This window comes from Streptomyces camponoticapitis, from assembly GCF_014646115.1.
In the GTDB taxonomy this organism is placed as follows: domain Bacteria; phylum Actinomycetota; class Actinomycetes; order Streptomycetales; family Streptomycetaceae; genus Streptomyces; species Streptomyces camponoticapitis.
The window spans coordinates 19,278-42,203 of the sequence record NZ_BMMV01000018.1; the positions used below are offsets into that span (position 1 = coordinate 19,278).

Genomic DNA, 22,926 nt, shown 5'->3' on the forward strand with positions numbered 1-22,926 from the left:
GTCGGTCAGTTCCTTCCGGCGGGTGCCTGCGCGGGGGCGGCGGCGGGGGCCGTCGCCCCCGCGCCGTCCCGCTTGCGTTGTCCGAGCACCTGCTGGCGCAGCAGTTCCAGGGAGCGGGCGATGGCGCCGACCTCGTCGTGGTGGCGCGGGTAGAGCACGGTGCGGCGGTCGCCGCCCGCCAGCGACTCGGCCTGCTCGGCGACCTCGCGCAGCGGCCGTACGACCACGATGTGCAGCCAGCCCAGACACGCGGCCGCGGCGGTGATGCCGAGGAGGCCCGCCAGCACGGTGCGGTTCTGGAGGCTGTACTCGGGGATCGCCAGCCCGGCGGCCGGCTGCCAGCTCACCACGCTCCAGTTGAGCGACTTGGCGGCGCCGCCGCCGACGAACGGGGCCGCGCCGGCCACCTGCACGCCGCCGCCGTCGCGGTAGACGACGGCGCCCGCGCGGGCGCTGACGCCGGTCTTCTGGCTGGTGCCGGCGACCAGTTCGTCAAGGCGTGACGACGGCAGGTCCTCGAAGGCCAGATAGCCCGTGTTGCCGCCGAGTACGCGCCGCTCGGCGTCGACGACACGGATCGAGCCGAGGCCCGGCCGCTTGAGGAGCGAGTTGATGAAGTCGATACGGAACTCGCCGACGACCGAACGGCCGTCACGGCCCGGCAGCTCGGCGTAGCTCGCGATGACGGGTTCGGTGCCGGAGTCGTTCAGGACGGTGATCGGGTCGGCGAACGGCCTGCCGTCGTCCGCGGCGCCCTTCGCCGCGTCCTCGCCGGCCCCCGTGCCCGCGCCTTCGCCCTCGTCCTTCGGCGTGTCGGGCAGTCGGGGCGACTCGCCGGACCGCGCCACGATGGTGCCGTCCGCGTCGCGTACGTACAGCGAGCGGTAGCGCGAGTGGTCGGTGCGCGTGCGCTCAAGGACCTTCGTCATGTCCTCGGGCGAGGTCCGCTCGCCGAGCAGACCGGCGACGGACATCAGGTCGGCGTGACCCTCGTTGAGCGAGCGGCGCACCCGGTCGGAGAGGGTGTCGGTGCGCTCACGCTGGTCGTTGGTGACCTGTTCCGGTACGACGGCGGTGGCGTCGGCCCGGTTGAGCAGGAGCAGCATCGGGGCGGACCAGACGAGCAGCAGGATGCCGCAGACCGCGAGCAGGGCGCGGGCGCCGAACCGGCCCCGGCGGGGCCGTGCGGCGGGGCCGCCGGACGTCGCCTCGTCCGCGTCGGAGCGCTCCCCGAGCAGCTGGCGGCGCAGCCGCTCCAGCGCGTCGCCGATCCGGGCGGCCTCGCCGAAGCGGGGCGTGCGGACCGGCCGGGTCAGATCGCCGCGGGTCAGCCGCCGGCTCTCCAGGAAGAGCCGCAGCAGCGGCCGTTGGACCGTGCCGAGCAGGACGCCCACGGCCAGCGCGCCGATCAGCAGCAGCGCACCGGCGGCGAGCAGCCCGAACAGCGGGTCGGTCACCCGTGTCGGGTCCTCGGCGACGTCCACCATGGCGACGACGGTCAGTCCGAGCGAGGTGGCGACGGTGCCCTTGCCGGGCTCCGGGCCGGTGAGGGCCGCGTAACCGGCGATGGCGCGGTCGCCCTCGAAGAGATCGCCGCGCAGGCTGCCGCTGACGCCGGTGTAGCCGCCCCCGCCCGGCTCATTCACCTTCAGGGGGTGTTCCTTGGCCCGCTTGGCCGCGACCTCGGCGAACGCCTTGAGCTGCTTCTCGGAGCGGGCGACGCCGGTGCGCTGGTCCTCGGTGAGGACCTGCTCGCTCTCCGGGATGCCGTCGCTGCTGAGGATGCGCCCGGTGCTGTCGATCACCGCGATGGAGCGGAACTTGCCGAGGCTTATACCGGGGAAGCGCAGGCTGCTGGAGGCGATGAGCAGTTGCTGGGGCTGTCCCTTCCAGGACAGCACCTGAAGGGAGAGCAGCCGGGTCTCGCCGTTGGCGAGGCGCACCATACGGGGGCTGAGCCCGCCCTTCTCGGAGAGCTTGGAGGTGTCGATCGCGGAGACCGGCACGTTCTCGCCGCGGGCCGCGAGCATCCGGCCGGAGGAGATCTCCACGACGGCGGTGCCGACCCACTTCTGGTAGACGCTGCCGATCTTGTCGACCACGGCGTCCGGCTGGGCGGGGTCACCCGCGTTGAACAGTCCGGCGGTCCTGGCCAGGTCCGCGGCGCTCTCGTCGATGGAGGCGCGCATCGCGACGGCGCCGTCCTCGGCGAAGTGCGCCTGGGAGGTCATGACGGCCTTCGGGACGGAGTCCTCGCTCGCACGGCCGAAGCCGAGGGCGGTGATTCCCGCGAGGGAGAGCAGGAGCGCGGACAGGACCGCGATGGGCGGGCGAATGCCGCCCAGTAGGGACATGTCGGCCCGTCTGCGGACCTTGTGCCGTCGCTTCGCGGGCGAAGCGGCCATGAGCGTTCCCTTTCGGATGTTCGTGATCGGCGGGTGCTGTGCGTGCGTGCGGGCGCGCGGGAAACAGCCCCAGCCGGAAGAGTCCGACTCGCAAGTCTTGGGGATGGTTGCACGAAGAGTGACGGGTGTGACCTACGCGACGTTTGGACCGGGAGATTCCGTCAACGCGCGCGCAGGCATGATCCCAGGCGTGATCCAGAACTTCGGTTTCCCGGCTCTCCGCGTGTTCGGATGCTGGGCCACGCGCGTGTCCGCCGTCTTACGTACCGAGGGGGGCTCGTTCAACTCTCGATGGACGCTGGGGCCTGTCCGCCGGATCTTCGCGGGTCTGCCGGGCGTTCCGGGCCCGCGAAGATCGGCCGGGCAGGCCGTGGCTCAGTCCGGCAGCTCGTTCAACGGCCGCAGACCGTCCTTCGCCGCGCCGCGGTTGAGCATCGTGCCCCGGGTGCGTTCGAAGGCGAGCCGGTACTGGGCCCGTTCCTCGGCCGACAGGTCCTTGTCCGCCCGCAGGGCCCCCGCGATGTCCAGCAGCCGGTGGTCCTTCGCCGCGCCCTTCGCGGGGCCGGGGGACTGCTCGACGACCGCGCCGTCCGCGCCCGCGTCGGCCTCGCCCTCCTCCTCGGGAGGGATCGTGACGAAGGTCGGCGCGTAGCGCGCCTCCACGTCCCAGCCGCCGCCGGACTTCTTGTGGAACTCGAACCAGCCGATGGCGCCTTCCTCGGTCAGCCCCGACGGCACGTCGTGCCGGGCGAGCTGGTTCCCCAGGCCGTACGCGATCCAGGTGCCGTCCACCTTCTCCATCGGCTGCACCACATGCGCGTGGTGGCCGATGATCAGATCGACCCCGGTCTCCTTGGCGATCCGCCGGCCCAGTTTGAGCTGGGTGGAATGGGGGTCGGGATGGTGCTCCCGCCCCCAGTGGATGCTCAGGATCACGACCTCGGCGCCTGCTTTGCGCGCGGCCTTCTCGGCGGCGGAGATCGCGTCGAGCGAGTTCTTGTTGGTGAGCCAGGGCTTGTCCGCCGGTACCTCCCGGCCGTTGAAGCCGAAGGCGTACGAAAGCTGCGCCACGCGCACGCCCTTGACGTCCACGATCAGCGGCTTGGCCGCCTCGGCGGCGCTGCGCGCGGAACCGGTGTGCTTCACCCCGGCGGCGTCGAGCGCGTCAAGGGTGCGCTTCACGCCGCCCGGGCCGTCGTCCAGCGTGTGGTTGGAGGCGGTCGAGCAGGTGTCGTAACCGGTGTCCTTGATCGCGGTGGTGATCTGCGGCGGCACCAGGAAGTCGGGGAAGCCGCGGAAGGGGCCCTTCGGCCCGGCGACCACCGGCTCGAAGTGGCAGATGGCCAGATCCGCCTTGCTGATGACGGGCTTCACCCCGGCCATGATCTTGTGGAAATCGGGGTCCGGGACGTCCGCGCCGACCTTCTCGCCGACCGGCTCGGGGACTTCGGTGACACCGGCGTCCCGGTACGCCTGCTGGGTCAGGGCCGGGTGGATCAGGATGTCGCCGGCCGCGGCGACGGTGAAGGCCGGGTCGCCCTTCGGCCCCGCGGCCTCGCTCTCGCCGCCGACGACGGAGCAGCCGGCCGCCGTCGTCGCGAGGAGCGCGAACGCCAGTGCGACGGTGCTCCTGGGCAGGCGGCCGCGTAGGAAGGACGTGTTTCTTTGTGGTGTCACCCTGATATTTTCACTCGACAATGAGCCCCGTTCCGACCAAAAAGATAACGGTACCGGCAAACCTGCCGCGCACCGCCGTACTTCTGGCACTCCTGGTGGCAGCGGTCGCGGTGGTCGTTCCGGCTCTCGACAGCGCCCGCACGGACGCCCCGTCCCCCGGCCCGGGCCCCGCCGACGGCCCCTCGTCCGGCCTGGAACGCCGGCTCTCCGCGTACGCCATGGAGGTCGTCGCCGACTCCCGCTTCCGTCCCCCGGACCGCGCCGAACGCGAGGCGCTGGCCGAGGGCGTGGGCCTGTACGTCGACGGCGAGCACGAGAAGGGCGAGCGCAGGCTGGCCGAGGTGGACTTCGGCGTACGGATCGTGCGCGACACGCCGCGCGACGGGGAAGGCCCCGGCCGCAGATACGCGGAGATCGCCGACCGGACGGAGGAGACCCGGCGCGGCTGGGGACGGGTCTACATCGACCTGGACACCGCGCCGCGCTACAGCGTGCAGGTCCCGCACCCGGTCGCCGACGCGTACACCGACCGGCTCGGCGCGGGCGTACTGCGCTCCGCGCCCGGCGGGATCCTCGTCATCGCGGGTGCCCACCGCCGGGCGGGCGAGGGCAACGCGGCCGATGTCGCCCACCGCCGGGACACCGTCTTCCACGCGATCGCCGCCGAACTGGTGGACCGGTCCATCCCCGGCATCCAGGTCCACGGGTACGCCGACAGCACCGTCCCGGGCCGGGATCTGGTCATCTCCACCGGCGCGGGCGACCGGGCGCGCTCCCAGGCGCGCACGCTCGCGGGCGCGTTGGACGCCGACGGGTTCCAGGTCTGCCGTGCCTGGGAGGAGAAGTGCCCGCTCGAAGGCCGGAACAACAAGCAGGGCAGGCTCGCCGCCGACGAGGGCGTGCCCTTCCTGCACATCGAGGTGAACCGCACGGTGCGGGGCGACGCGGCGCGTACGGACCGGGCGGTCGCGGCGATGGCGGCGGCGGTCCGGGAGTGGGGCGCCGGCTCCGGAGCGAGCTGATCGCCGCGGTGTCTCACGGTGCCCGGACGGGACCGGAGAGTGCCCGGGGCATGCCCGAATAGCCCGCAAACGTCTCTTGGCGTGTTTCATACCGTCGAACGTGATCGTTCGTGGACCGTGCGGGGATCGTTTGCCGTTCGGATGGGGTCACGCGCCGGATCGGCCAAAACGTGAGAAAGGCCGGATTGACACAGAGTCAGGCGGACACGGGGTGTAGTCATCGCAGCAAACGACCCACAAACGACCCCTGTGCGGTGCTGCAACGAGAGCGGGAAATCGTCACTGTGTAGGAGCGCCTGCCGCCGGTAGGGCGAGTTCCGGTTCCGCTGACCGATCTGAGAGCACCCGATCAGTTCTAACCATGTTGACAGTTGACAGATGTCTCATTCGAGAGGGCTGTACAGGCGCATGAGTGGCTATTTCACCACGGAATTCCATGAACGTCTCCGCGCGCAGGTCCGCGCGTTCGCCGAGGCCGAGGTCCGCCCGCGCATACCGGAGATGGAAGCGTCCAAGGCCGTCCAGCACGAGCTGTCCCAGCTCATCGCCTGGCAGGGCTGGCTGGGCGCGACCATCGATCCCATGTACGGCGGCATGGGAGCCGGCCATGTCGCGAAGACCATCATCATCGAGGAGCTGGCCCGGGTCAGCGGTGCCATGGGTGCCATGGTGCAGGCATCGCAGCTCGGTGTCGCGAAGATCATTCACTTCGGCAACGAGACCCAGAAGAAGACCTGGCTCCCGGAGATCGCGGCGGGCTCCTGTCTGCCGACCATCGCCGTGACGGAGTCCGGCTCGGGCGGCCATGTCCTGGGTATGGAGGCCACCGCCCACCGCGACGGCGACGACTACATACTCAACGGCGCCAAGGTGTTCGTCGGCAATTCGCACGTCGGCGATCTGCACGGTGTCGTGGTGCGCACCGGACCGGGCAGCAAGGGCCTCTCCGCCTTCCTGGTGGAGGCTGACCGCCCCGGCTTCTCGCTGGCCCCGCACCGGCCCGCCATGGGCCTGCACGGATTCTCCTTCGGCGAGCTGATCTTCAACAACTGCCGGGTCCCCGCGGCCAATCTGCTGGGCAACGAGGGCGACGGGCTGCCCGTCGCGTACTCGTCCAGCATCCTCTACGGCCGGGCCAACCTCACCGCCGTCGCGCTGGGCATCCACCGGGCCGTCCTGGAGGAGACCATCGCGTTCGCGACCTCGCGCCAGCGTTACGGGGCGCCCCTCGCCGAACTCCCCACGATCAAGCAGAAGCTGGGGAAGATGCAGTCGGCGCTCATGACGGCCCGGCTGACGGCGTACCACGCCGTGCATCTGCTGGACCAAGGGCTCCCGTGCGACGCCGAGTTGATGAACGCCAAACTGATCAACGTCGAGTCGGCGATGGACTCCGCCCGTGCCGCCATGGAGATCCACGCGGGCATCGGCCTCTCGGCCGACCTGCCCATCGAGCGCTACACGCGCGACGCGTTCCACATCTTCGCACCGGCCGGCACGTCCGACATCCAGCTCCAGCGGCTGGCCGAGACGGCGCTGGGCACCTCGAAGGGCGACTGGTCACGACGACTGGCCGCCCACGCCGGAGCGGGGGCGGCGGTCGCCGTCTGAAGTTGTGAGGCCGTACGTCCCGCGGTTCTGAAGTCGTACGTCGCAGTGCCGTGAGGCCCGCTCGTTAGCGCGGGCCTCCACCGGTGCGCTGGTAGATCAGGCGCATCAGCTCGTCGCGGCTCTCCTTGATGAGCTGCAGCGTGTCGCGGCCCGTCTCCTTGCCGCGCGGGTCCGTACCCACGAAGCAGACCGTGCCCAGCACCGTGTCCGTGCGCTCGTCGATGAGGGGAGCGCCCGCGTAGGTCCGGATACCGATCAGGTCCACCACCTCGTTCGAGGCGAAGCGCGGGTACGCGTACACGTCCGGAAGCACCAGCGCCTTACGGCGGTTGAGGACGTCCGGGCAGTACCCGTGGTCACGGGACATGATCCGGCTCACCTCGGGCGCGTTGTTCGCCTCGCCCGAGGGACCCGCGGGCGCGCCCGGCGTGTGCAGACCGGCGAAGAACTGGTGGCCGGTGATGAAGTTGACCATCGCGTACGGTGCGCCCGCCGCCTGCGCGAGCTGCGTCGCGAACGCGTCGAACTGAGCGTCGGGCATGTCACCCAGACCCAGCTCGCGCAGCCGGGCCTCCCGCTGCGCCAATTCCATGTCGGGCGCGGGGAGATGCAGTCCCGCTTCGGTGTCGTACGTCATGAGGTGGCTCCCAGATCGCTGGAGTGCTGAAGGGGGGGTGCGGCGGGCGGGGCCTGGACGGCCCGCTCCCGCGCGCGGCGGAGCGAGACCGCGTGCGCGTACGAGACGAGTGAGACCAGTACGTGCTTGGCAGACGCCGGGTCGCGGGCGTCGCAGAGCAACACCGGTACGTCAGCCTTGAGTTCGAGCGCCTCGCGGACCTCTTCCGAGCTGTAGCGGTAGGCGTCGTCGGCGTCGAACTCGTTGACGGCGACGACGAAGGGCACGTCGCGGCTCTCGAAGTACTCGACGGCGGCGAAACAGTCCAGCAGCCGGCGCGTGTCGGCCAGGACGACGGCCCCGATGGCACCCAGCGACAGATCGTCCCAGGTGAACCAGAACCGCTGCTGCCCCGGAGTGCCGAACAGCAGCAGCACCATGTTCTGCTTCTGGAGGGTGATACGGCCGAAGTCCAGGGCGACCGTGGTGGTCGACTTGTTCTCGATGCCCTCCAGCCGGTCGGTGCCCGTCCCGCTGCTCGCCGAGGTCAGCGTCTCCTCGGTGGACAGCGGCTTGATCTCGCTGACCGAGCCGATCATGGTGGTCTTGCCGACGCCGAAGCCGCCGCCGACCACGATTTTCAAGGCGATGGGATCGTCAGACGACATAGGTTCGTAGCCCCTCAAGCACTGCCTCCAGCAGATTCGGATCTTTCGGGTCGGCCGTTCTCGTGGGCATCGCCATGATCAGTGCCCCCGCGTCCAGCAGGTCGGAGAGCAGGATCTTGGCCACCTGGACCGGCTGGCCCAGAGTGGCGGCGACCTCAGCGACCGACCGTGCCTCGCCGCGGCAGAGCGCGAGACAGTGGGCCGCCTCAGGGCTGAGGTAGCCCTCCGGCGCCGTGGCGCGTGCCTTGAGGAGCGACGACAGACTCATCTCGTTCGTGGGCCGCGTTCGCCCACCCGTCAGGGCGTACGGACGGACCTCGTGCTCGTCGTCGTCGACCCAGGGGGTGCCGTCTAAAGCCGCCATGTCAGTGCACCCGGTCGTCGGAGGGCTGCCGGAGCCGCGGCGGTGTACTCAGGTGTTCGGGCACGCTCTTGACCAGCTGCCCCATCTCGAAACCGACTGCGCCGAGGTCTGCGCTGTCGGAAGCGAGCACACCCAGTACCGCCCCGGGGCCGGCCATGGACACGAAGAGCAGCCCGTTGTCGTGTTCGACCACCACCTGCCTGACCCTGCCGTCGGCGGGACCCTTGATGTCACGGACGCCGCCGGCCAGGGAGCACAGCGCGGTGCTGATCGCGCTCAGCTTGTCCGCCGAGTCGATGCTCAGACCGTACGAGTGCTTGCGCACTCCGTCACTGGAAGCCAGGACGGCGCCCTCGGTACCGGGGACGCGCCTGATGAAATCAGCCATCAACCAGTCCAGATCGGGCTGCTGGGCCGAAAAAACTTCGTTTGGCAAGAGAGTGACTCCGTAAGTGGTTGGGCGACCGCCGAAGGCAGCGTCAGCTCGTCTGGTCGGGGGGCCCCTGAGGGCCGTCTTCCGAACTGGCGAGCCTGATACCTGAGGCGAAACGAGCCATCAGATCCGGATTCGGTGCGACGACCTCTCGGTCGGCGTCGGCGAGCCGCGGGAACTCAGGTCCGCGGTACGTCTCGCTCCGCCGGGGCAAGGTCGGCCGACGGCCGGGGGGAGTGCTGGCGTCGCTGGGGGGTGAGGCCTGGGTGGATCGGGGGACCTCGGGGGGTGTGACGTCGGCAGAGCCGGTGGTGGAGCGGCCGGCGCTGGATTGGCCGGAGTTGGGGTGGGCGGTGGCGGTGGGCCGGCCGCCGCCGGTGTGTCCGGAGCCCTGGTGGTTTCCGGTGCCGTACGGGGATTCCGCGTGGGCGCCACCGAGGCTGCCCGGGGTGTGGGCACCTCCGTGGACGCCGTTGCTCTGACCGTTGCTCGCGCTGTACGCGGCGGGTTTCCGCTGGGGGAGCGGGACTTCGCCGGTGGAGCCGGGGCCGCCCGGGGCCGTCGCCGTCGCGGCGGCCGCCGCGGCCGCGTGGGCCGAGGGGGAGCCGATGCGGCGCACGGAACTCGGCGTCTCGCCGTGCGTGCCGCGACCGCCGCGCGAGCTGCGGGCACCCGCCTCGGCGGGCAGCGGGCTGCGGTGGTCGTTCGAGGCGTACGACGGCTGGGGGGCCTGGTACGGCGAGTCGTGCGGCGCCTGCTGGGGGGTGTGCGCGGGCGTCTGCGGTGACGTCGGCTGTGCGGGGGACTGCGGGTGCGACCAGGCCGCGCCGGACGACGGCTCGTGCGACGGCTCCATGCGCTGCGCGTGCTCGGCGGTCCCCGGCCGGTGCTGCTCCTGCTCCGGCTGACGCTGCACGGGCGGCGGGGGAGCCGCGTCGAGCAGCGCGCTCGGCAGTACGACGACGGCCTGGGTGCCGCCGTAGATGTTGCGGCGCAGCGCGACCTCGATGTCGTGCCTGCGCGCGATCTGGGCGACCACGAACAGCCCGATCCGGCCATCCTCCAGCTGCTCGCGGATGTCGAACTGGTCCGGCCTGGTGAGCAGCCGGTTCATCCGCTCCAGCTTCTCGGGTGCCATCGGCAGCCCGCGGTCGTCGATCTCGATCGCGAGACCGGCCGGGACGCGCTCGGCGCGCAGCGTCACCTGGGTCTCCGGGGCGGAGAACCGGGCGGCGTTCTCGACGAGTTCGGCCAGCAGGTGGATGACCTCGGCCGCGGCGTAGCCGGGCAGCGTGCCCTCGGGCGGCTGGATCACACGTACACGGGCGTACTGCTCGATCTCGGCGACACCCTGGCGCAGCACGGTCGGCAGCGGGACGGGCTTGTTGATACGGCGGGGGACCGCACCGCCCATCACGGCCAGGCTCTCCACCTGGCGGCGGAACTGGGTGACCAGGTGGTCGACGCCGAAGAGACCGCCGAGCAGGTCCGGGTCCTCGACCTCGCTCTCCAGATCGTCCAGCCGGGCCAGCGCGCGGTTGACCAGGGCGTGCAGCCGCTGGGCGATGTTGACGAACACGTCCACCTGCTGGCGCGCGCCTGCCTCGGCGACGGCGGCCAGCGCCTGGTGCTGCGCGAGACGCAGAGCCTGTTCGAGATCGGCGAACGGGTTGCCCTGGCTGACGACGTGGGGCATCGGCTCGGGCAGGAGGGGCCGCTCGCCACGCGTGATCTGCTCCAGCAGCTGGGCGATGTTCTTCTGCCCCTCGGCCGTGACGGCCTCGAAGCGCTCGACCCACTGGCGGGCGGAGGTGGCGTTGGTGACCCGCTGCTCGTGAACGGCGGTGGAGACGGCCGCCGCCTTACGGGTGGCGGCGACCATCGAGCCCACGCCGATGACGGCGGCGGCGCCGACAGCGGACCAGGTCGCCACGGTGTTCCCGACGAAGTACCAGGTGGACCAGGAGCCGGCGGCCAGCACCGACACCGTGGCCACCGGCGTCACGACGAGAAGGCGGATCCGCGAACGGAGGCCCTTCTCGGTGGCCAGATTGCGATTGGCCTTGGCCGGGGCCTGGGCGGCGTTCCCGGTGTTCCCGGTGTTCCGAGCGGAACGTCCGCGCCGCCGACCGCTACGGCGGTCGGCGGGGGCGGCGTGCGGGGAGAGTTCAGGCATAAATGTCCTCGGTACGACGGGGACCGGCGGATGAAGGTGGAGGGGCCGCGCTTCCGCGCCGGCTTGGGGCTCCGGGCGCGTGTGCCGGACGTCGCCGGCCGGGCGGGACTTCGAAGACGCCCCTTGGCTCACTGTCCCGTCCGCGGTCCTCGGGAGCTGCCGCGTCAGCCGGCCGGTACATCCGGGCCGGCGATGCGAGCCTGAGGGAGCGGACCATGGGGATAAGGAGCCTTCACAGACGGGCAGTTGGACGGGACAGGCACATGCCAGCGTCATTAAGAGCCATAACAAGCTTGATGTGAAAGCGCGTTCGCCGCCACGGGCGGAAGGGATCGTTCGGCGGTCGCTTCATCCCACGGGCTTCACAATGTGAAGCACGCAAAAGCGGCTATTGGCTCGAACGGAAAGGCGCCGTCGGCAGGGCACGACGACGATGCGACCGCCAAACGATCGATATCGCGGGTCGCGTCGATCAGTAGGGGGCCGCAATTGTGCGGGACTTGAGGTGGACTTGAGGAAGAACCTCTCAAACCGCGCATCGCAATCCTCTACTCAACTCTGCCCAACGGCAAGGCACTTCAACCATGCTTGACCTCCACAACGCGGAGAATTGGTGATTCCCGCCGGGCGGACCGGTCAGTGGCGCTTGATTCGCGGAGGGCCGGATGTGACGCGGGTCATTGGTGCGGTGGTGCGGGGACGGTGGTGCGCGGGCGGTGGCGGACCGGGCGAGGGCCGGGTGCGGGCCCGGTCGCCGGTCGGCCCCGAACCGGGGGTTGAGCCGGGCGGGCGTGAACCGGGGCCCGGACCCGGCGTGAGCCGCGTCGCGGCCGGTCGCGTGCCCGCGACCGGCCGCATCCGCCGCCTATCTGGGGTCGAGTTCGCCCACGAAACGCAGGACCTCGTCCAGCTGGTCCATGCTCAGCAGCCGGCTGCGCGGCCGGAGCATGCCGGAACTCCCGTACGCGCCCAACTCCTGGCAACGCCGCAGCAGCCAGGGCCAGTCGACCGACAAATAGTCTGCCAGGGCCCGCAGTCGGTGCCCGGAGGTGGGCCCCTCGATCACGCTGTGTGCACGGGCATGGTCGATCGCCTGGGTGTACGTACGGACCTGGGATCGCTGATCCGTAATGCCAACACGCCAAATCCCGTCCGAGCGCAGCCAGTTGGCCACTATTACCCGATCGTCGGGTGCCAGGACGAACTCGTCGATCTGTGAGTACTCCTCCTCGGTGCAGACCCACACGGCCAGTCCGTGCATCTCCATCAGGGCGACGGCGAGAAACAGCAGGATTCGCTCGTACGGCTCGCTTTCCTTGACGGACTTCTCCGGAATGCAGAAAGCGTGCCCGGGCCGTTCGGACGTGTCTGTGCGCCGGGACATCGCACGGGCGAGGTGCTCATGCTTGTGCCGGAAGAACAGCCACGCCGCGCCCTCCTCGCCCGTCTGCTCACGCGTCCAGAAGAAGGGCGGTTCGGTCACGTCGCCGAGATGGCGCTCGATGTGCAGCGCGCAGAAGTACGAGCCAAGCCAGGCGGCTCCCACCCGGGACAGCTCGGGCACGGCCGAACGCGCCACGGCCGAGCGGGGCATCGCTAAATGGCTCTCCAGCTCCTGTCGTTCACTGTCGAGAATGTGATCGTCCGCGAGGAGGCTGTCCTCCAGATTGAGCATCGCCCACAGGATGCCGAAGGTCAGGTCGTCCAGCCGGTACGGCTTCGGTATCGGCAGCGTGCCGCGTGGATCGGCGTCCAGCTGGTAGCGCGCGCGGGCGGAATCGAGCACGAACAGCCCCTCGCCGCCGCTCCCTCCGAGGGAGGCGATCAGCAGGGCCCGACGCGCGGGCTGAACGAACGCGCGTAGATGCGGATTCTCCTCGACCGCGATCGACACCACGTCGTCCTGCGACGTCGCTTCGTACATCTGGGCGGGTACCGCCGTACCGTCGAAGATCCGCAGACCGTCCAGATACCAGAGCCCTCCGGTGCCGGCCGCCGCCTCCGAGGGGGAGAGCGAGGAGCTGGACCACAGGGCGTCCATCGAGCGGGCGGTGGCGAGCGACGACCCGTGCGGCAGTCGGGCGGGGACCACCTCGCGGCTGGGCACCCGCTGGAGCAGCAGGTCCACCTCGACGCCGAGCATGTACGCCAGCACGGTGGCCGCGTCGCCCTGGGGGGACTGCGTCCCGGCCAGCCATCGCTTGAAGGTGATGCGGGAGACGGAGACGTTGCCGACGCGGCTGTTGCCGTACTCCTTGGCGGCGCGCCGGGCGGCGAGGCTGAACTGCACGTCGAAGACGGCGAACTTGGCCCAGTTGAGCCGTTCGAGCAGCACCCGCAGGAGGGTCGGCGGGCGCTGCTCGGTGTGGCCGGGGGCTCGCTCGGCGGGTCGGTCGGGGGACCGGTCGGCGGGTCGGTCGGGAGACGGGTCGGCGGGTCGGTCGACCGGCTGCCCGGCCTGCTGCGCGACCGGTCGTGCGACCGCTGTCCCGGCAGCCCCTGCCTCGGCTGCCTCCCCGGCTGCTACGCCGGCTGTTCTCTCGACCTGGTACTCGTCGTACGCGTTCTCGTCAGGGGTCACTGGCTGAGCCCCCCTCGGGCAACCGGAGCGGTGCGGTCAGATAGTCGAAGCGGAAATGCCATCCAGCTGACTCATCCTCACGGTCTCGAATGCCAAATCTGGCGTCACAGCAGACACATGATCACTCCGAGTCCGCGCCGCTGTCCAGCAGAACCCTGGGCAGAGCATCGACGGTTAGTCAACACCCCTCACTAATAGCGCTGTTGGGAACCAGGGGCTCCGAGAGCGCCTCGGCCCGCCGCGGCCTCAGGATTCCGCTTCAGGCCCGCTTCCGCGTGAACTGGGCCAGAAGTGTCAGCACCCCGAAGGCGAAGACGACCACCAGGCCCGGCCGGAGCATGGACAGTTCCGTGCCCGGCATGATCGCCGCCGTGACGACGGCCAGACCGAACGCGCCGCCGACCTGGAGCGAACTGTTGAGCATCCCCGCGGCCAGGCCCTGCTCCTCGTCGGGCACCCCGCTGGTCCCCGCGACCATCAGCGTTGCGATGCTCAGCGCGAAACCCACGCCCCAGAGCAGGGAAGCGGGCAGCAGGACCGTCCACAGATCCGGCTCCGGACCGATGCGCAGCATCAGCAAATAGCAGGGCAGGAAGGCGACGATCCCCACCATCAGCACCTTCCGTACACCGAATCTGCCCATCAGCGCGCCGAGTCCGGGCCCGATGACGATCACCATGAGCCCGGCCGGAAGCAGCACGAGCGCCATCTGCCACGGCCGCCAGCCCACCAGATCCTGCAAGTACAGGGCCATGACGAACTGGAACCCCATGGCGCCGCCGTACAGCAGCGCGATGCTGATGTTGGCCGTCACCAGATTCCGGTTACGGAAGATCCCCAGCCGGATAAGCGGTTCGCGCACGGTCCGCTCGATCATGAGGAACCCGGCCAGCAGAAGGACAGACAGGGCGAAACCCCCGGCCGTCCGCCACGACGACCAGCCGGCCTCCGCCGTGGAGACCACGGTGAAGACGAGGAGGAGCATGCCGGCGAGCAGGGTCACGGCGCCGCCGATGTCGAGACGCGGACGCTCCGTACGGGGCGGGTCCGGCGGCAGGAAGCGGAGCGCGCCGATGAGCAGGAGTACGGAGAGCGGGATCGGCAGGACGAAGATCGACCGCCAGTTGAGCCCGGCGAGCAGCCCGCCGACGAGCAGCCCGGAGGAGTACCCCGACGCCTCGAAGACGTTGAAGATCCCGAACGCCCTGTTGCGCCGCGGGCCTTCGGGGAAGGTCGTGGTGAGCAGCGACATGGCGGCCGGCGCGGCGAAGCCCGCCGCCATGCCCTTGACGAAGCGCGAGACGATCAGCAGGACGCCGTCGTCGACGAGCGCGCCGAACAGGGACACGACGGCGAACGCGCCCATCGCCACCACCAGCACCCGCCGCCGCCCGAACAGATCCGCCACCCGCCCGCCCAGCAGCAGGAAGCTGCCGAACGCCAGGACGTAGGCGCCCACCAGCCACTGCGCGTCGGCCGTGCTCATCCCGAGCTCCCTCTGGATCTCCGGGACGGCCACGACGATCATCGAGATGTCGAGACCGTCGAGCAGGATCACCCCGCTGAAGATCATCAACGAGACCCACAGCCGCGCGGACCAGCGTCGGTGTTCGGTCGTGGCCGGGTTGTCTGACATGAGATGTGCCCCTGACAGTGGATGACTCGCGTCGGATGCGGCGAGCCTCACGGCCGGGGCGGGGACCAGCCAGGTCTCCGCTGTTCCTGCTACCGGCAGGGACAGTCACGGCTCACCCCGTGGGCGTACCGTCGGGACCATGACCGCTCCGAGGACATACGTCGGCGAGGGCCGGGTCTTCGACCCCCGGGCCGAGATCGGCGCGTTCCTGCGCACCCGCCGCGCACGGCTGGGCCCGGGGGACGTGGGCCTGCCGGCGTACGGCCGCCACCGCAGGGTGCCGGGCCTGCGACGCGAGGAGCTGGCGCAGCTCGCGGGGGTGTCGGTCGCGTACCTCACCCGCCTCGAACAGGGCAGGGGCCACAACGTGTCGGCGGAGGTCCTGGGCGCGCTCTCCCGCGCGCTGCGGCTGACGGAGGCGGAGCACGAACACCTCACCAGGCTGGTCAAGTGCCCCCGTACGAACCGGAACACGTCACCGCCACCGGACCGGGAGCGGGTGCGCCCGGCGCTGCGCGAGATGCTGACGTCACTGGACGGCGTACCGGCCTACGTCACGGGCTGGCGCTCGGACCTCCTGGCCTGGAACCGTACGGCGACGGCCCTCTTCGGCGACTGGGACCAACTGCCCCCGCGGGAGAGGAACTGGGCCCGGCTGCTGTTCCTGCGCCCCGGCTTCCGCCGCCTGTTCACGGACTGGGAGACCCGGGCGGCCGCCACGGTGAGCACGCTGCGCCTGCACTCCGGCTGCCGCCCGGACGACCCGCGGCTGCGGTCACTGGTGGACGAACTCGCCTCCGGGAGCGCCGACTTCCGCCGCCTCTGGTCCCACCACGACATCAGCGAACACCACCACGGCACGACCACCCTCCAGCACCCCCTGGTGGGCACGCTGACGCTCTCGTTCGAAACGCTCCAACTCCCGGACGGCTCGGACCAGACCCTCACGATCCACCACGCCCAACGCCCGTCCCCCGCGTGGGAGAACCTCCGCCTCCTCACGAACTGGGGCACGAGCCGGGCGACGACGGTCCCGTGGTCGCGCGGTTCGGCGTGAACGTCAGCGCGGTGGCGGCCTTCCGCGGCGTCGCTCCAGGGCTCTGGCGATGCCGGGAGTGCTGACTGCGATCAACGCCGCGATGCGCCCACTCGGCGCAGGCACCGCCGGCACCGCCGGGATCGAGACGGGCCCGGCCGGGCTCACGGTCTTCCGCCGCGCCGCCCGCGCCGCCTGCGAGGCCCGCAAGGCCCGCTCCCAGACCCCGGCCGAACAGTGACCGAGCTGCCACCTACGGCAATGTTGCTAACTAATGGGTTAGTATCTTCAATGTTAGCTGGTGCTCCAGAAGGCGGCGACATGGCAGATTTCGTAGGCAGGCGGCACGAGCTCGAGACGCTGGACCGCGAGCTGGGCAAGGTGGCGGCCGGGATCGGCGGGGAACGGCCCGGGCGGTGCGTGATGCTTCGTGGGCGCCGTCGGGTGGGCAAGTCACGGTTGGTCGAGCGGTTCGCCGAGAGGTCCGGTGCGCCGTTCCTTTTCTATGCCGCGACAGGGGCGTCGCCGGAGGCGGACCTGGAGCGGCTCAGCCAGGACGCGCGGTCATCCAGCCTTCCGCTGGCGAATCTGCTGTCCGCGGCCCGCCCGGCGAGTTGGGACGCGGCCTTCGACGTACTGGCGGCGGCACTGCCGTACGACCGGGCGAGCGTCGTGGTCATGGACGAGGTGCCCTATTTGATGGATGCGGAGGGCGCCTTCGAGGGCATGCTTCAGCGGGGCTGGGACCGGGTGCTGGAGACGAAGCCGGTTCTGCTGGTCCTCATCGGCTCCGACCTGTCCATGATGGAGGCGCTGAACGGTTATGGACGTCCGTTCCATCAGCGCGGACGGGAGATGGTGCTGGGTCCGCTCAATCCGGCGGAGGTCGGCGAGATGCTCGGCCTCGACCCCGCCTCGGCCTTCGACGCGGCCTTGATCACCGGTGGACTGCCTCTTATCTGCGCGGAGTGGACGCACGGCGCCGGGATGTGGGAGTTCCTGGAGACGGCACTCAGTGATCCGGTCTCGGCCCTGCTGGTGTCGGCGGAACGCTCGCTCGCCGCGGAGTTCCCCCAGCAGGTCCAGGCACGCACCGTCCTGTCGGCGATCGGCAGCGGTGAGCGGACGTTCTCCAATATCGCCCGCGCCGCCGGCGGGATCGGAGCGACCCCGCTCCAGCGGTCGCTGGCGATCCTCACGGACAAGCGGGTGATCGCGGCGGAGCTTCCCGTATCCACGCGGCCTTCGAAGGATCGCCGCTACCGGGTCGCGGATCCCTACCTCCGCTTCTGGCTGAAGCTCCTGGGCCCGGCGATGCAGGAGATCGAGCGGGGCCGGGGTGACCTGACGCTGCAGCGCATCCGCGAAAACTGGACCAGCTGGCGTGGCAGGGCCGTTGAACCTCTGGTGCGAGAGGCGCTGGCGCGGCTGCTGCCCGACGAGAGCCTCCCCGCCGCTCCCGCCATCGGGGGTTACTGGACCCGTACCAACGATGTGGAGATCGACGTCGTGGGAGCGGACCGCGCGCCGATCGCCAAGGAGCTGTTGTTCGTCGGCTCGGTGAAGTGGCTGGAGAACTCCCCGTTCGACCGCCACGATCTCGCAGCGCTCCACCACCACCGCGCCGCGCTCACGCCCGCCCCCGTGCCCGTGATCGCGCTCTCGCGCAGTGGAACCGACTGCTCGGGACTCGACGCCGCCTACGGTCCGGCGGAACTCCTCGCGGCGTGGTCCCCCTGAACTCGAACCGAACCGCTCGGACGCAAACGACCCCGAACGAGGGGTCCGGGGCCGGCTGAGGCGCCCTCCTGGGGCGAAACCCCAGTTCAAGGCGCTAATGCGTGGTGCCCCCGGCAGGATTCGAACCTGCGACACCCGCTTTAGGAGTTCAACCCTCGGCCGTACGGATGGCCCGGGTTCGTACTCACCGGGCGGCCCGTGGTCCGGGTTCCGATCGCCAGCGTCCACCGTCGTCCGATGACGTTGATGTCAGCTGGTGATGTCAGACCGTAGGGTGCTCGTCCGGCAGGGGGCGCGTACGAACCGAGCACATCGCTCGTCGCAAGCCCTCAGAACGCGGAAGTTCCTTCGGACTTCGGTTATAGGCCCAGCCGGCTGTTGGGGCCGCCTCGTACTCGGCCAGCATCATGGTCGTTCTGTCCGCCATCCTCAAGAGCTGTGATGCTTTGACGACCAAGCAGCTGGGCCGATGTCAGTGGGGAGTGTCACCATGGTCTGCCGTGGAACTAAGTGTGAAGCTGCCTCGGCAGCGAGGTGATCGGCTGTTCCTATACGCCGTCACGAACGAGGAGCAGCAGGCCGGTGCTGAGTCGAATCTCAGGCTCCTGGATGCGGGTCATGCACATCGAAGAGTCAGCGGCTGGTGGGACGACCAGCTGCCTTTTGGAGACGATCTCCCGGATCTGGCCGAGCCCGCGTTCGTCAGTGGGCAGCAACTTGTGAAGGCTCTGGAAGCGCGCTACCCAGGCGTGACTGTGATTCTGCGTCTGGGGCCGCGTGCGGCATGGCGTACGCGGCAGGAGCGGCGCCGGATCGCATGGGAGGCGGCGAAGGCAAAGCGGCCTCCACTCCCGCCGGACACGGAGAGGCTGATTCACGCCTTGAGTCCCGAGTGCATGATCTGCCATAAGACCGTACGGAAACTGGAGATTGCCCATTTGTTGGACTGGCCCACTATCCGACGCGTAGTCGAGACACATCCTCTTTGGCTCAAGGGTGATAACGACATGCAGCGTGCTGCGCTGCTGTTCCATGACCCGTGGAACATGGGCGTCTTGTGTCGTGAACGCCCTCATCGTTCCGGTTGTCATGACCGGCAGGAGATCGGCGAAGTCACATTGGAGCAACTCCGGCTGGCGAGAGCTACATTGGACCGGCAGCCGGGTGTTGAACGTCTTTACGGTCGGTATCTGGATCAAAGCCTGATCGAGGAACGTCGTCGCTTCGGCCTCGATATGAACGCAATGGGCAGAGTCCTCACGCTTTTGGCGCAGAAGGCGAAGGGTGGCGAGTCCTCGTCATATGTACTAAAGCACGGAACGATTAAGGTTGATCGCGGGCAGGGAGCCCTTTTGTGGGGGCAATATGACTGTACAGATCGGGCTCGCGACTACAACCTCTAGCCTCGCGAAAGATACGTCAAGATAACCGGAGACAAGCTGTGCAACGCGATGACCGTTTGATCTTGTTCACCGCTGTCGCAGAACTGGCAGTGTTGCGTGCCATCGAACTTTCGGGGGATCGCATCATTAGGCGGGCTGAGCGCTCCTCAAGAGGCCCACTCAAATTTTTTAAACCAATTTCTGTGCACGTACAGCGACCTGTGAAAGAAGCTGACCTCGACCAGGTCCTCCCAAAGGAAGCTTGGGCGATCCCGGCTGTGGCGGGCCTCCCGGAGGAGCTTATTGAGGCGCTCGATAAGCATACGCGGATCCTTCTGGTGACTGGACTCGAATTCCATCGAGAGGACCTTATCCTTACACTCTCCCGACTACCCATCACAAGAATGCCAATCCCGTGGGAGTCAGGTACTCCTCGGGGGCACCACTAACGGGAGCCTCCGGCGCGAACTAAACAATTCAGTAGTTCGCATCCGAGATCTCGCGTTTGCCCGGCGAGTCTATTGCTGCGACGAAATGTCATCGCAAATTTGACGGAGCAGCTCGATCACCCTTTGATCTCCAGGGGAGCCCAGGTGTAAAAATGAGTCGAGGTCCGGCCAGCTAACCAACTCATACATTATTGGCAGCGCCCGAGAATCGCCCGCAACAATCGCTTCAGCGCAAGCCTGACCAACGTTGCGAATCAGATCAAGGATGGACTCACGGAAGAGACTAGGCGCAGCCGGGTCAGTCTTCCAGAAATTTACTTCTTTCCTCGCTTCAGCCCACTTTCCCTGCCGCGCCAAAGATTCTGTAAGGAGACGTCGAGCTTCAGCGTTTGGCCAACCCACGGGATTATTTCGCAAAACTTCTCGACAGTGCGATTCTGCCACTCCGAAACGTCCCTCCCTTATTCGCTCCTCAGCCTTTACTATAAGACCGAGATCTCGCGAATAGTTTGATTCGGGCAGTCTCGACTCCAGATCAGAAAAGGCTTCCGCCAAAGAATTAAGTTCAGTCAAGCCATTCAGCTTTATAGTCCCCCTGCGAAGGATCGCTCGAATATCCGCAGCAAACTTTATCGCAGCTTTCGGATAAGTTTCGACCCAACCCCGGGAGACGTATAAGACATACTCGAGATGCTTAACTGCTTCATCGTAGGTTGTCTCCAGCCCGGGAATGTGTGGGCGCTCTGAATCGCAATTCGAGTATAGATACATATGCGCAAGCATAAAGCGCGTCTGCGAGATTAGCGTCTCATTGTCAGGAGCCACTTCATGTAGAATTTCTAGCTCGCGCTTCAACAACCGCTCCGCTCGGCAGGCGTCGCCTAGTAACTGGTAGGGCCCAGCAAGGTTTCCGCACAGCAGCGCTACGCGCTCACTGCGGACATGCGCCGCTTCGGCGTGGGTTAGAAGCAGCTCTGCATGGGACTGAATCGTCTGCACCCGTTCAGCCATTCCGAATTCTGACGATGTGCGAAGCCATCTTTCAACGTGTCCCACCAACCGATCAATGGAACTCGGAAGATCCGGATGCCCCGCAACTCGCATTCGAATAATTTCCTGAGTGACTGAATTAACGGAAATCGTTCGAGTTGCCTCGGTAAATTTATCTTCTTGAGGGGCAGGGAGCGGTAGGTCATTCTTGACGAGCGAGAATTGAAACAGCTCACGGAGAACTTCCCCAAGCCGGACAATGTCAGGCGAAACTATTAGAGGGCCCAGATGCTCTTCTTCTTCGGTATTCGAAAGTGCCGTAGCGAGTAGCAGGTGCGCCGGTATCTGGTGTGATCCAAGGAAAGCCGACATGATCAGGAGGTGGGTGGCCACTGCCGAAATGTCTGGAGTCTTATCGGTTCCACCTTTGATGCGCTGTTCGAGCTTATCGATGCACATATTAAGCGCAGCGGCCAAGGTTTGGGGGTACCCGGCCGGTATTGAATCGTGATCGGAAATTGCGCGAGTCCTCAGGGCATCGATATAGACGTCTGAATTTTCGATTCCGTAGCCACAGCCAACTAGGTAGCCAGCTCCCAACTCAAGAGCCAAAGGCCAGTCGCCGAGTTCTTCCGCCATCCGCTGCGTGGCCGGTCTCCATAGGACGGATTCGCCCTCCGTGAGTTGCAACCGCCGGCGAAGGAGCTCAATCGACTGCTCCCGTTCCATGGTCGAGACAGTAACAACGTGGGCGCTACCGGCGGGGGCCGCCGAGTTAATGGTTGTCAGGATTATATCGCCACGACTAGTTTTGGGTACCCATGGCTCAACCTCTCGTAGGGAGAGAGCGTTGTCCAGGACGATAAGCCAGCGCCCGGGGAAGCGACCAAGTGTTAGCTGAATCTCATGCTGCAGGTCTTCGGGCGAAGAGAATTTCCCGCCCTGCCCGCTCGACGGAACAAGCGCCTGAAGGGCTCGCTGAAAGTCTGAATACAGGGAGCTGGCGGTTTCGCAGTTGATCCACGCGATTACGTCGTATTGATCGGCGCAGGCCGAAATGTAGAGTGCTGCCGCACTCGACTTCCCGATACCAGAAGGACCAGCGAGGTTAACAAAACGCGTCCCGCGATCAGGCGTTCGCGGGAAGGCTTCCATGATTTGATTAACAACCTGGGGACGGGGAACATCAGGAATTCTCGGAATCGCGCCCACGACAACTCCCCAATCGAGAGAACCGACCGTGCGAGCTAGCGTCTCTCCATCTACAAGCGCCAACCTACGCAATTCTGCGACCGAAAAATTGGCCCTTTCCCCAGAAAGGTCGGCCGCACGACCAAATACCTCTGATAGTAAATATCCGACGAGTAAACCAGCAGACTTTTCTCCGAGGCCGAGCCGAGCACTGTTGCGGATATTGCGCAACGTGTTCCGTAACTCCTCCCGAATCTCTTCATCATCTCGAGTATCGTACTCAACTCTGCACCGTCGCAACCGAGCTAACTCTTCGTCGCCTAGTGCGGCTATTTGACTCCTGCGTTGGGGAGCCTCACGACACAGTTCGTCTAGTTGCTCCCGAAGCTCTTGCGTGTCAGCCGCTGAAACTAGGACTCGATTTAGCGTGCTGCTCTTTTGGTCTGGCCTCCCATTAGTTAGGAGAGAATATGCCGGAGGATCTGGTGCACCTTTGATCATATCCAGGAGGATTCCAAGTGCAGCCGTACCGCCCAGACTCCCTCCAGCCACCCGGCTCTTGACTTGTGTCACAAGGCGGACGGCCCCACTGTGATCGACTACGTCAAAGTCAATCTTGTCTGTCGCGGTTTCACTGCGCGGCCCTCCTTCTACCCGAACTCCCGCATATTCGGCCTGTCCCACTAGCCCAATGAGATGCTCCAAGGTTCGCAGGTATTGGTACTGGAATCCGTACGCCGCGACCCGTCCACCGTCCACCACCAGTACGCCTCCCCATATCGCACTGCCTTGACCACGGCAGTTCGGCCCCCCTATTGGACACGCCAACCTCCCCTTGGCGCCACTAGCTTGGAACTATCGGCACCTAGACGACTCTTGCGCGGTCCGGGATCAGCCATGTCGGTTTGATCCCTCCTCAACCCACCACTTACTCAGCTCCCATCCCGTC

Annotated in this window: 16 protein-coding genes; 6 read left to right on the plus strand and 10 right to left on the minus strand. The window is 67.5% G+C overall.

Going from position 1 to position 22,926, the window contains the following annotated elements; genetic code table 11:
* Positions 1–5: 5 nt before the first annotated feature.
* Complete coding sequence (locus tag IEY79_RS24705; RefSeq protein ID WP_229701093.1) at positions 6–2,405, minus strand: HAMP domain-containing protein; 2,400 nt, start codon at positions 2,403–2,405, stop codon at positions 6–8.
* A gap of 375 nt (positions 2,406–2,780) precedes the next feature.
* Positions 2,781–4,082 (minus strand): CapA family protein, encoded by a 1,302-nt coding sequence (locus IEY79_RS24710; protein ID WP_229701094.1) that lies wholly within the window; start codon positions 4,080–4,082, stop codon positions 2,781–2,783.
* Positions 4,083–4,102: 20 nt separating this feature from the next.
* On the opposite strand from IEY79_RS24710, the gene IEY79_RS24715 reads away from it, so the two are divergent.
* On the plus strand, positions 4,103–5,104 hold the full coding sequence (locus tag IEY79_RS24715; RefSeq protein WP_189109792.1) for a hypothetical protein: 1,002 nt from the start codon (positions 4,103–4,105) through the stop codon (positions 5,102–5,104).
* Between the two features lie 408 nt (positions 5,105–5,512).
* A complete protein-coding gene (locus IEY79_RS24720; protein WP_189109793.1) occupies positions 5,513–6,715 on the plus strand; it encodes an acyl-CoA dehydrogenase family protein in 1,203 nt (400 codons plus the stop codon).
* 64 nt (positions 6,716–6,779) lie between these two features.
* Here IEY79_RS24720 and IEY79_RS24725 read toward each other — a convergent pair whose 3' ends face one another.
* The 7 genes from IEY79_RS24725 to IEY79_RS24755 all read right to left on the minus strand — a co-directional run bounded on the left by IEY79_RS24725 (position 6,780) and on the right by IEY79_RS24755 (position 15,189).
* The gene (locus IEY79_RS24725) at positions 6,780–7,352 is read right to left on the minus strand and encodes a GAF domain-containing protein (RefSeq protein WP_189109794.1); all 573 of its coding nucleotides are present in this window, start codon (positions 7,350–7,352) and stop codon (positions 6,780–6,782) included.
* Positions 7,349–7,999 (minus strand): GTP-binding protein, encoded by a 651-nt coding sequence (locus IEY79_RS24730; RefSeq protein ID WP_189109795.1) that lies wholly within the window; start codon positions 7,997–7,999, stop codon positions 7,349–7,351. The genes IEY79_RS24725 and IEY79_RS24730 overlap by 4 nt, the downstream gene beginning before the upstream one ends.
* Entirely contained in the window at positions 7,989–8,363 is a 375-nt protein-coding gene (locus tag IEY79_RS24735; protein ID WP_189109796.1) for a DUF742 domain-containing protein, read from the minus strand. Before IEY79_RS24735 ends, IEY79_RS24730 begins: the two co-directional genes overlap by 11 nt.
* 1 nt (position 8,364) lies before the next feature.
* The gene (locus IEY79_RS24740; RefSeq protein ID WP_189109797.1) at positions 8,365–8,751 is read right to left on the minus strand and encodes a roadblock/LC7 domain-containing protein; all 387 of its coding nucleotides are present in this window, start codon (positions 8,749–8,751) and stop codon (positions 8,365–8,367) included.
* 91 nt (positions 8,752–8,842) lie between these two features.
* Positions 8,843–10,972 (minus strand): sensor histidine kinase, encoded by a 2,130-nt coding sequence (locus tag IEY79_RS24745; protein WP_189109798.1) that lies wholly within the window; start codon positions 10,970–10,972, stop codon positions 8,843–8,845.
* Between the two features lie 865 nt (positions 10,973–11,837).
* Positions 11,838–13,553, minus strand: coding sequence for a hypothetical protein (locus IEY79_RS24750; protein ID WP_189109799.1), 1,716 nt, complete (start codon positions 13,551–13,553; stop codon positions 11,838–11,840).
* Positions 13,554–13,812: 259 nt separating this feature from the next.
* On the minus strand, positions 13,813–15,189 hold the full coding sequence (locus IEY79_RS24755) for an MFS transporter (RefSeq protein ID WP_189109800.1): 1,377 nt from the start codon (positions 15,187–15,189) through the stop codon (positions 13,813–13,815).
* A gap of 139 nt (positions 15,190–15,328) precedes the next feature.
* Between IEY79_RS24755 and IEY79_RS24760 the strand changes: the two genes are divergently transcribed.
* The 4 genes from IEY79_RS24760 to IEY79_RS37485 all read left to right on the plus strand — a co-directional run bounded on the left by IEY79_RS24760 (position 15,329) and on the right by IEY79_RS37485 (position 19,368).
* Entirely contained in the window at positions 15,329–16,246 is a 918-nt protein-coding gene (locus IEY79_RS24760; protein ID WP_189109801.1) for a helix-turn-helix transcriptional regulator, read from the plus strand.
* Between the two features lie 58 nt (positions 16,247–16,304).
* Entirely contained in the window at positions 16,305–16,466 is a 162-nt protein-coding gene (locus IEY79_RS37480; protein ID WP_229701095.1) for a hypothetical protein, read from the plus strand.
* 80 nt (positions 16,467–16,546) lie between these two features.
* A complete protein-coding gene (locus IEY79_RS24770; RefSeq protein ID WP_189109802.1) occupies positions 16,547–17,965 on the plus strand; it encodes an ATP-binding protein in 1,419 nt (472 codons plus the stop codon).
* Between the two features lie 512 nt (positions 17,966–18,477).
* A complete protein-coding gene (locus IEY79_RS37485) occupies positions 18,478–19,368 on the plus strand; it encodes a hypothetical protein (protein WP_229701096.1) in 891 nt (296 codons plus the stop codon).
* Between the two features lie 497 nt (positions 19,369–19,865).
* Here IEY79_RS37485 and IEY79_RS24780 read toward each other — a convergent pair whose 3' ends face one another.
* On the minus strand, positions 19,866–22,208 hold the full coding sequence (locus IEY79_RS24780) for an NB-ARC domain-containing protein (RefSeq protein WP_189109803.1): 2,343 nt from the start codon (positions 22,206–22,208) through the stop codon (positions 19,866–19,868).
* Positions 22,209–22,926: the final 718 nt, after the last annotated feature.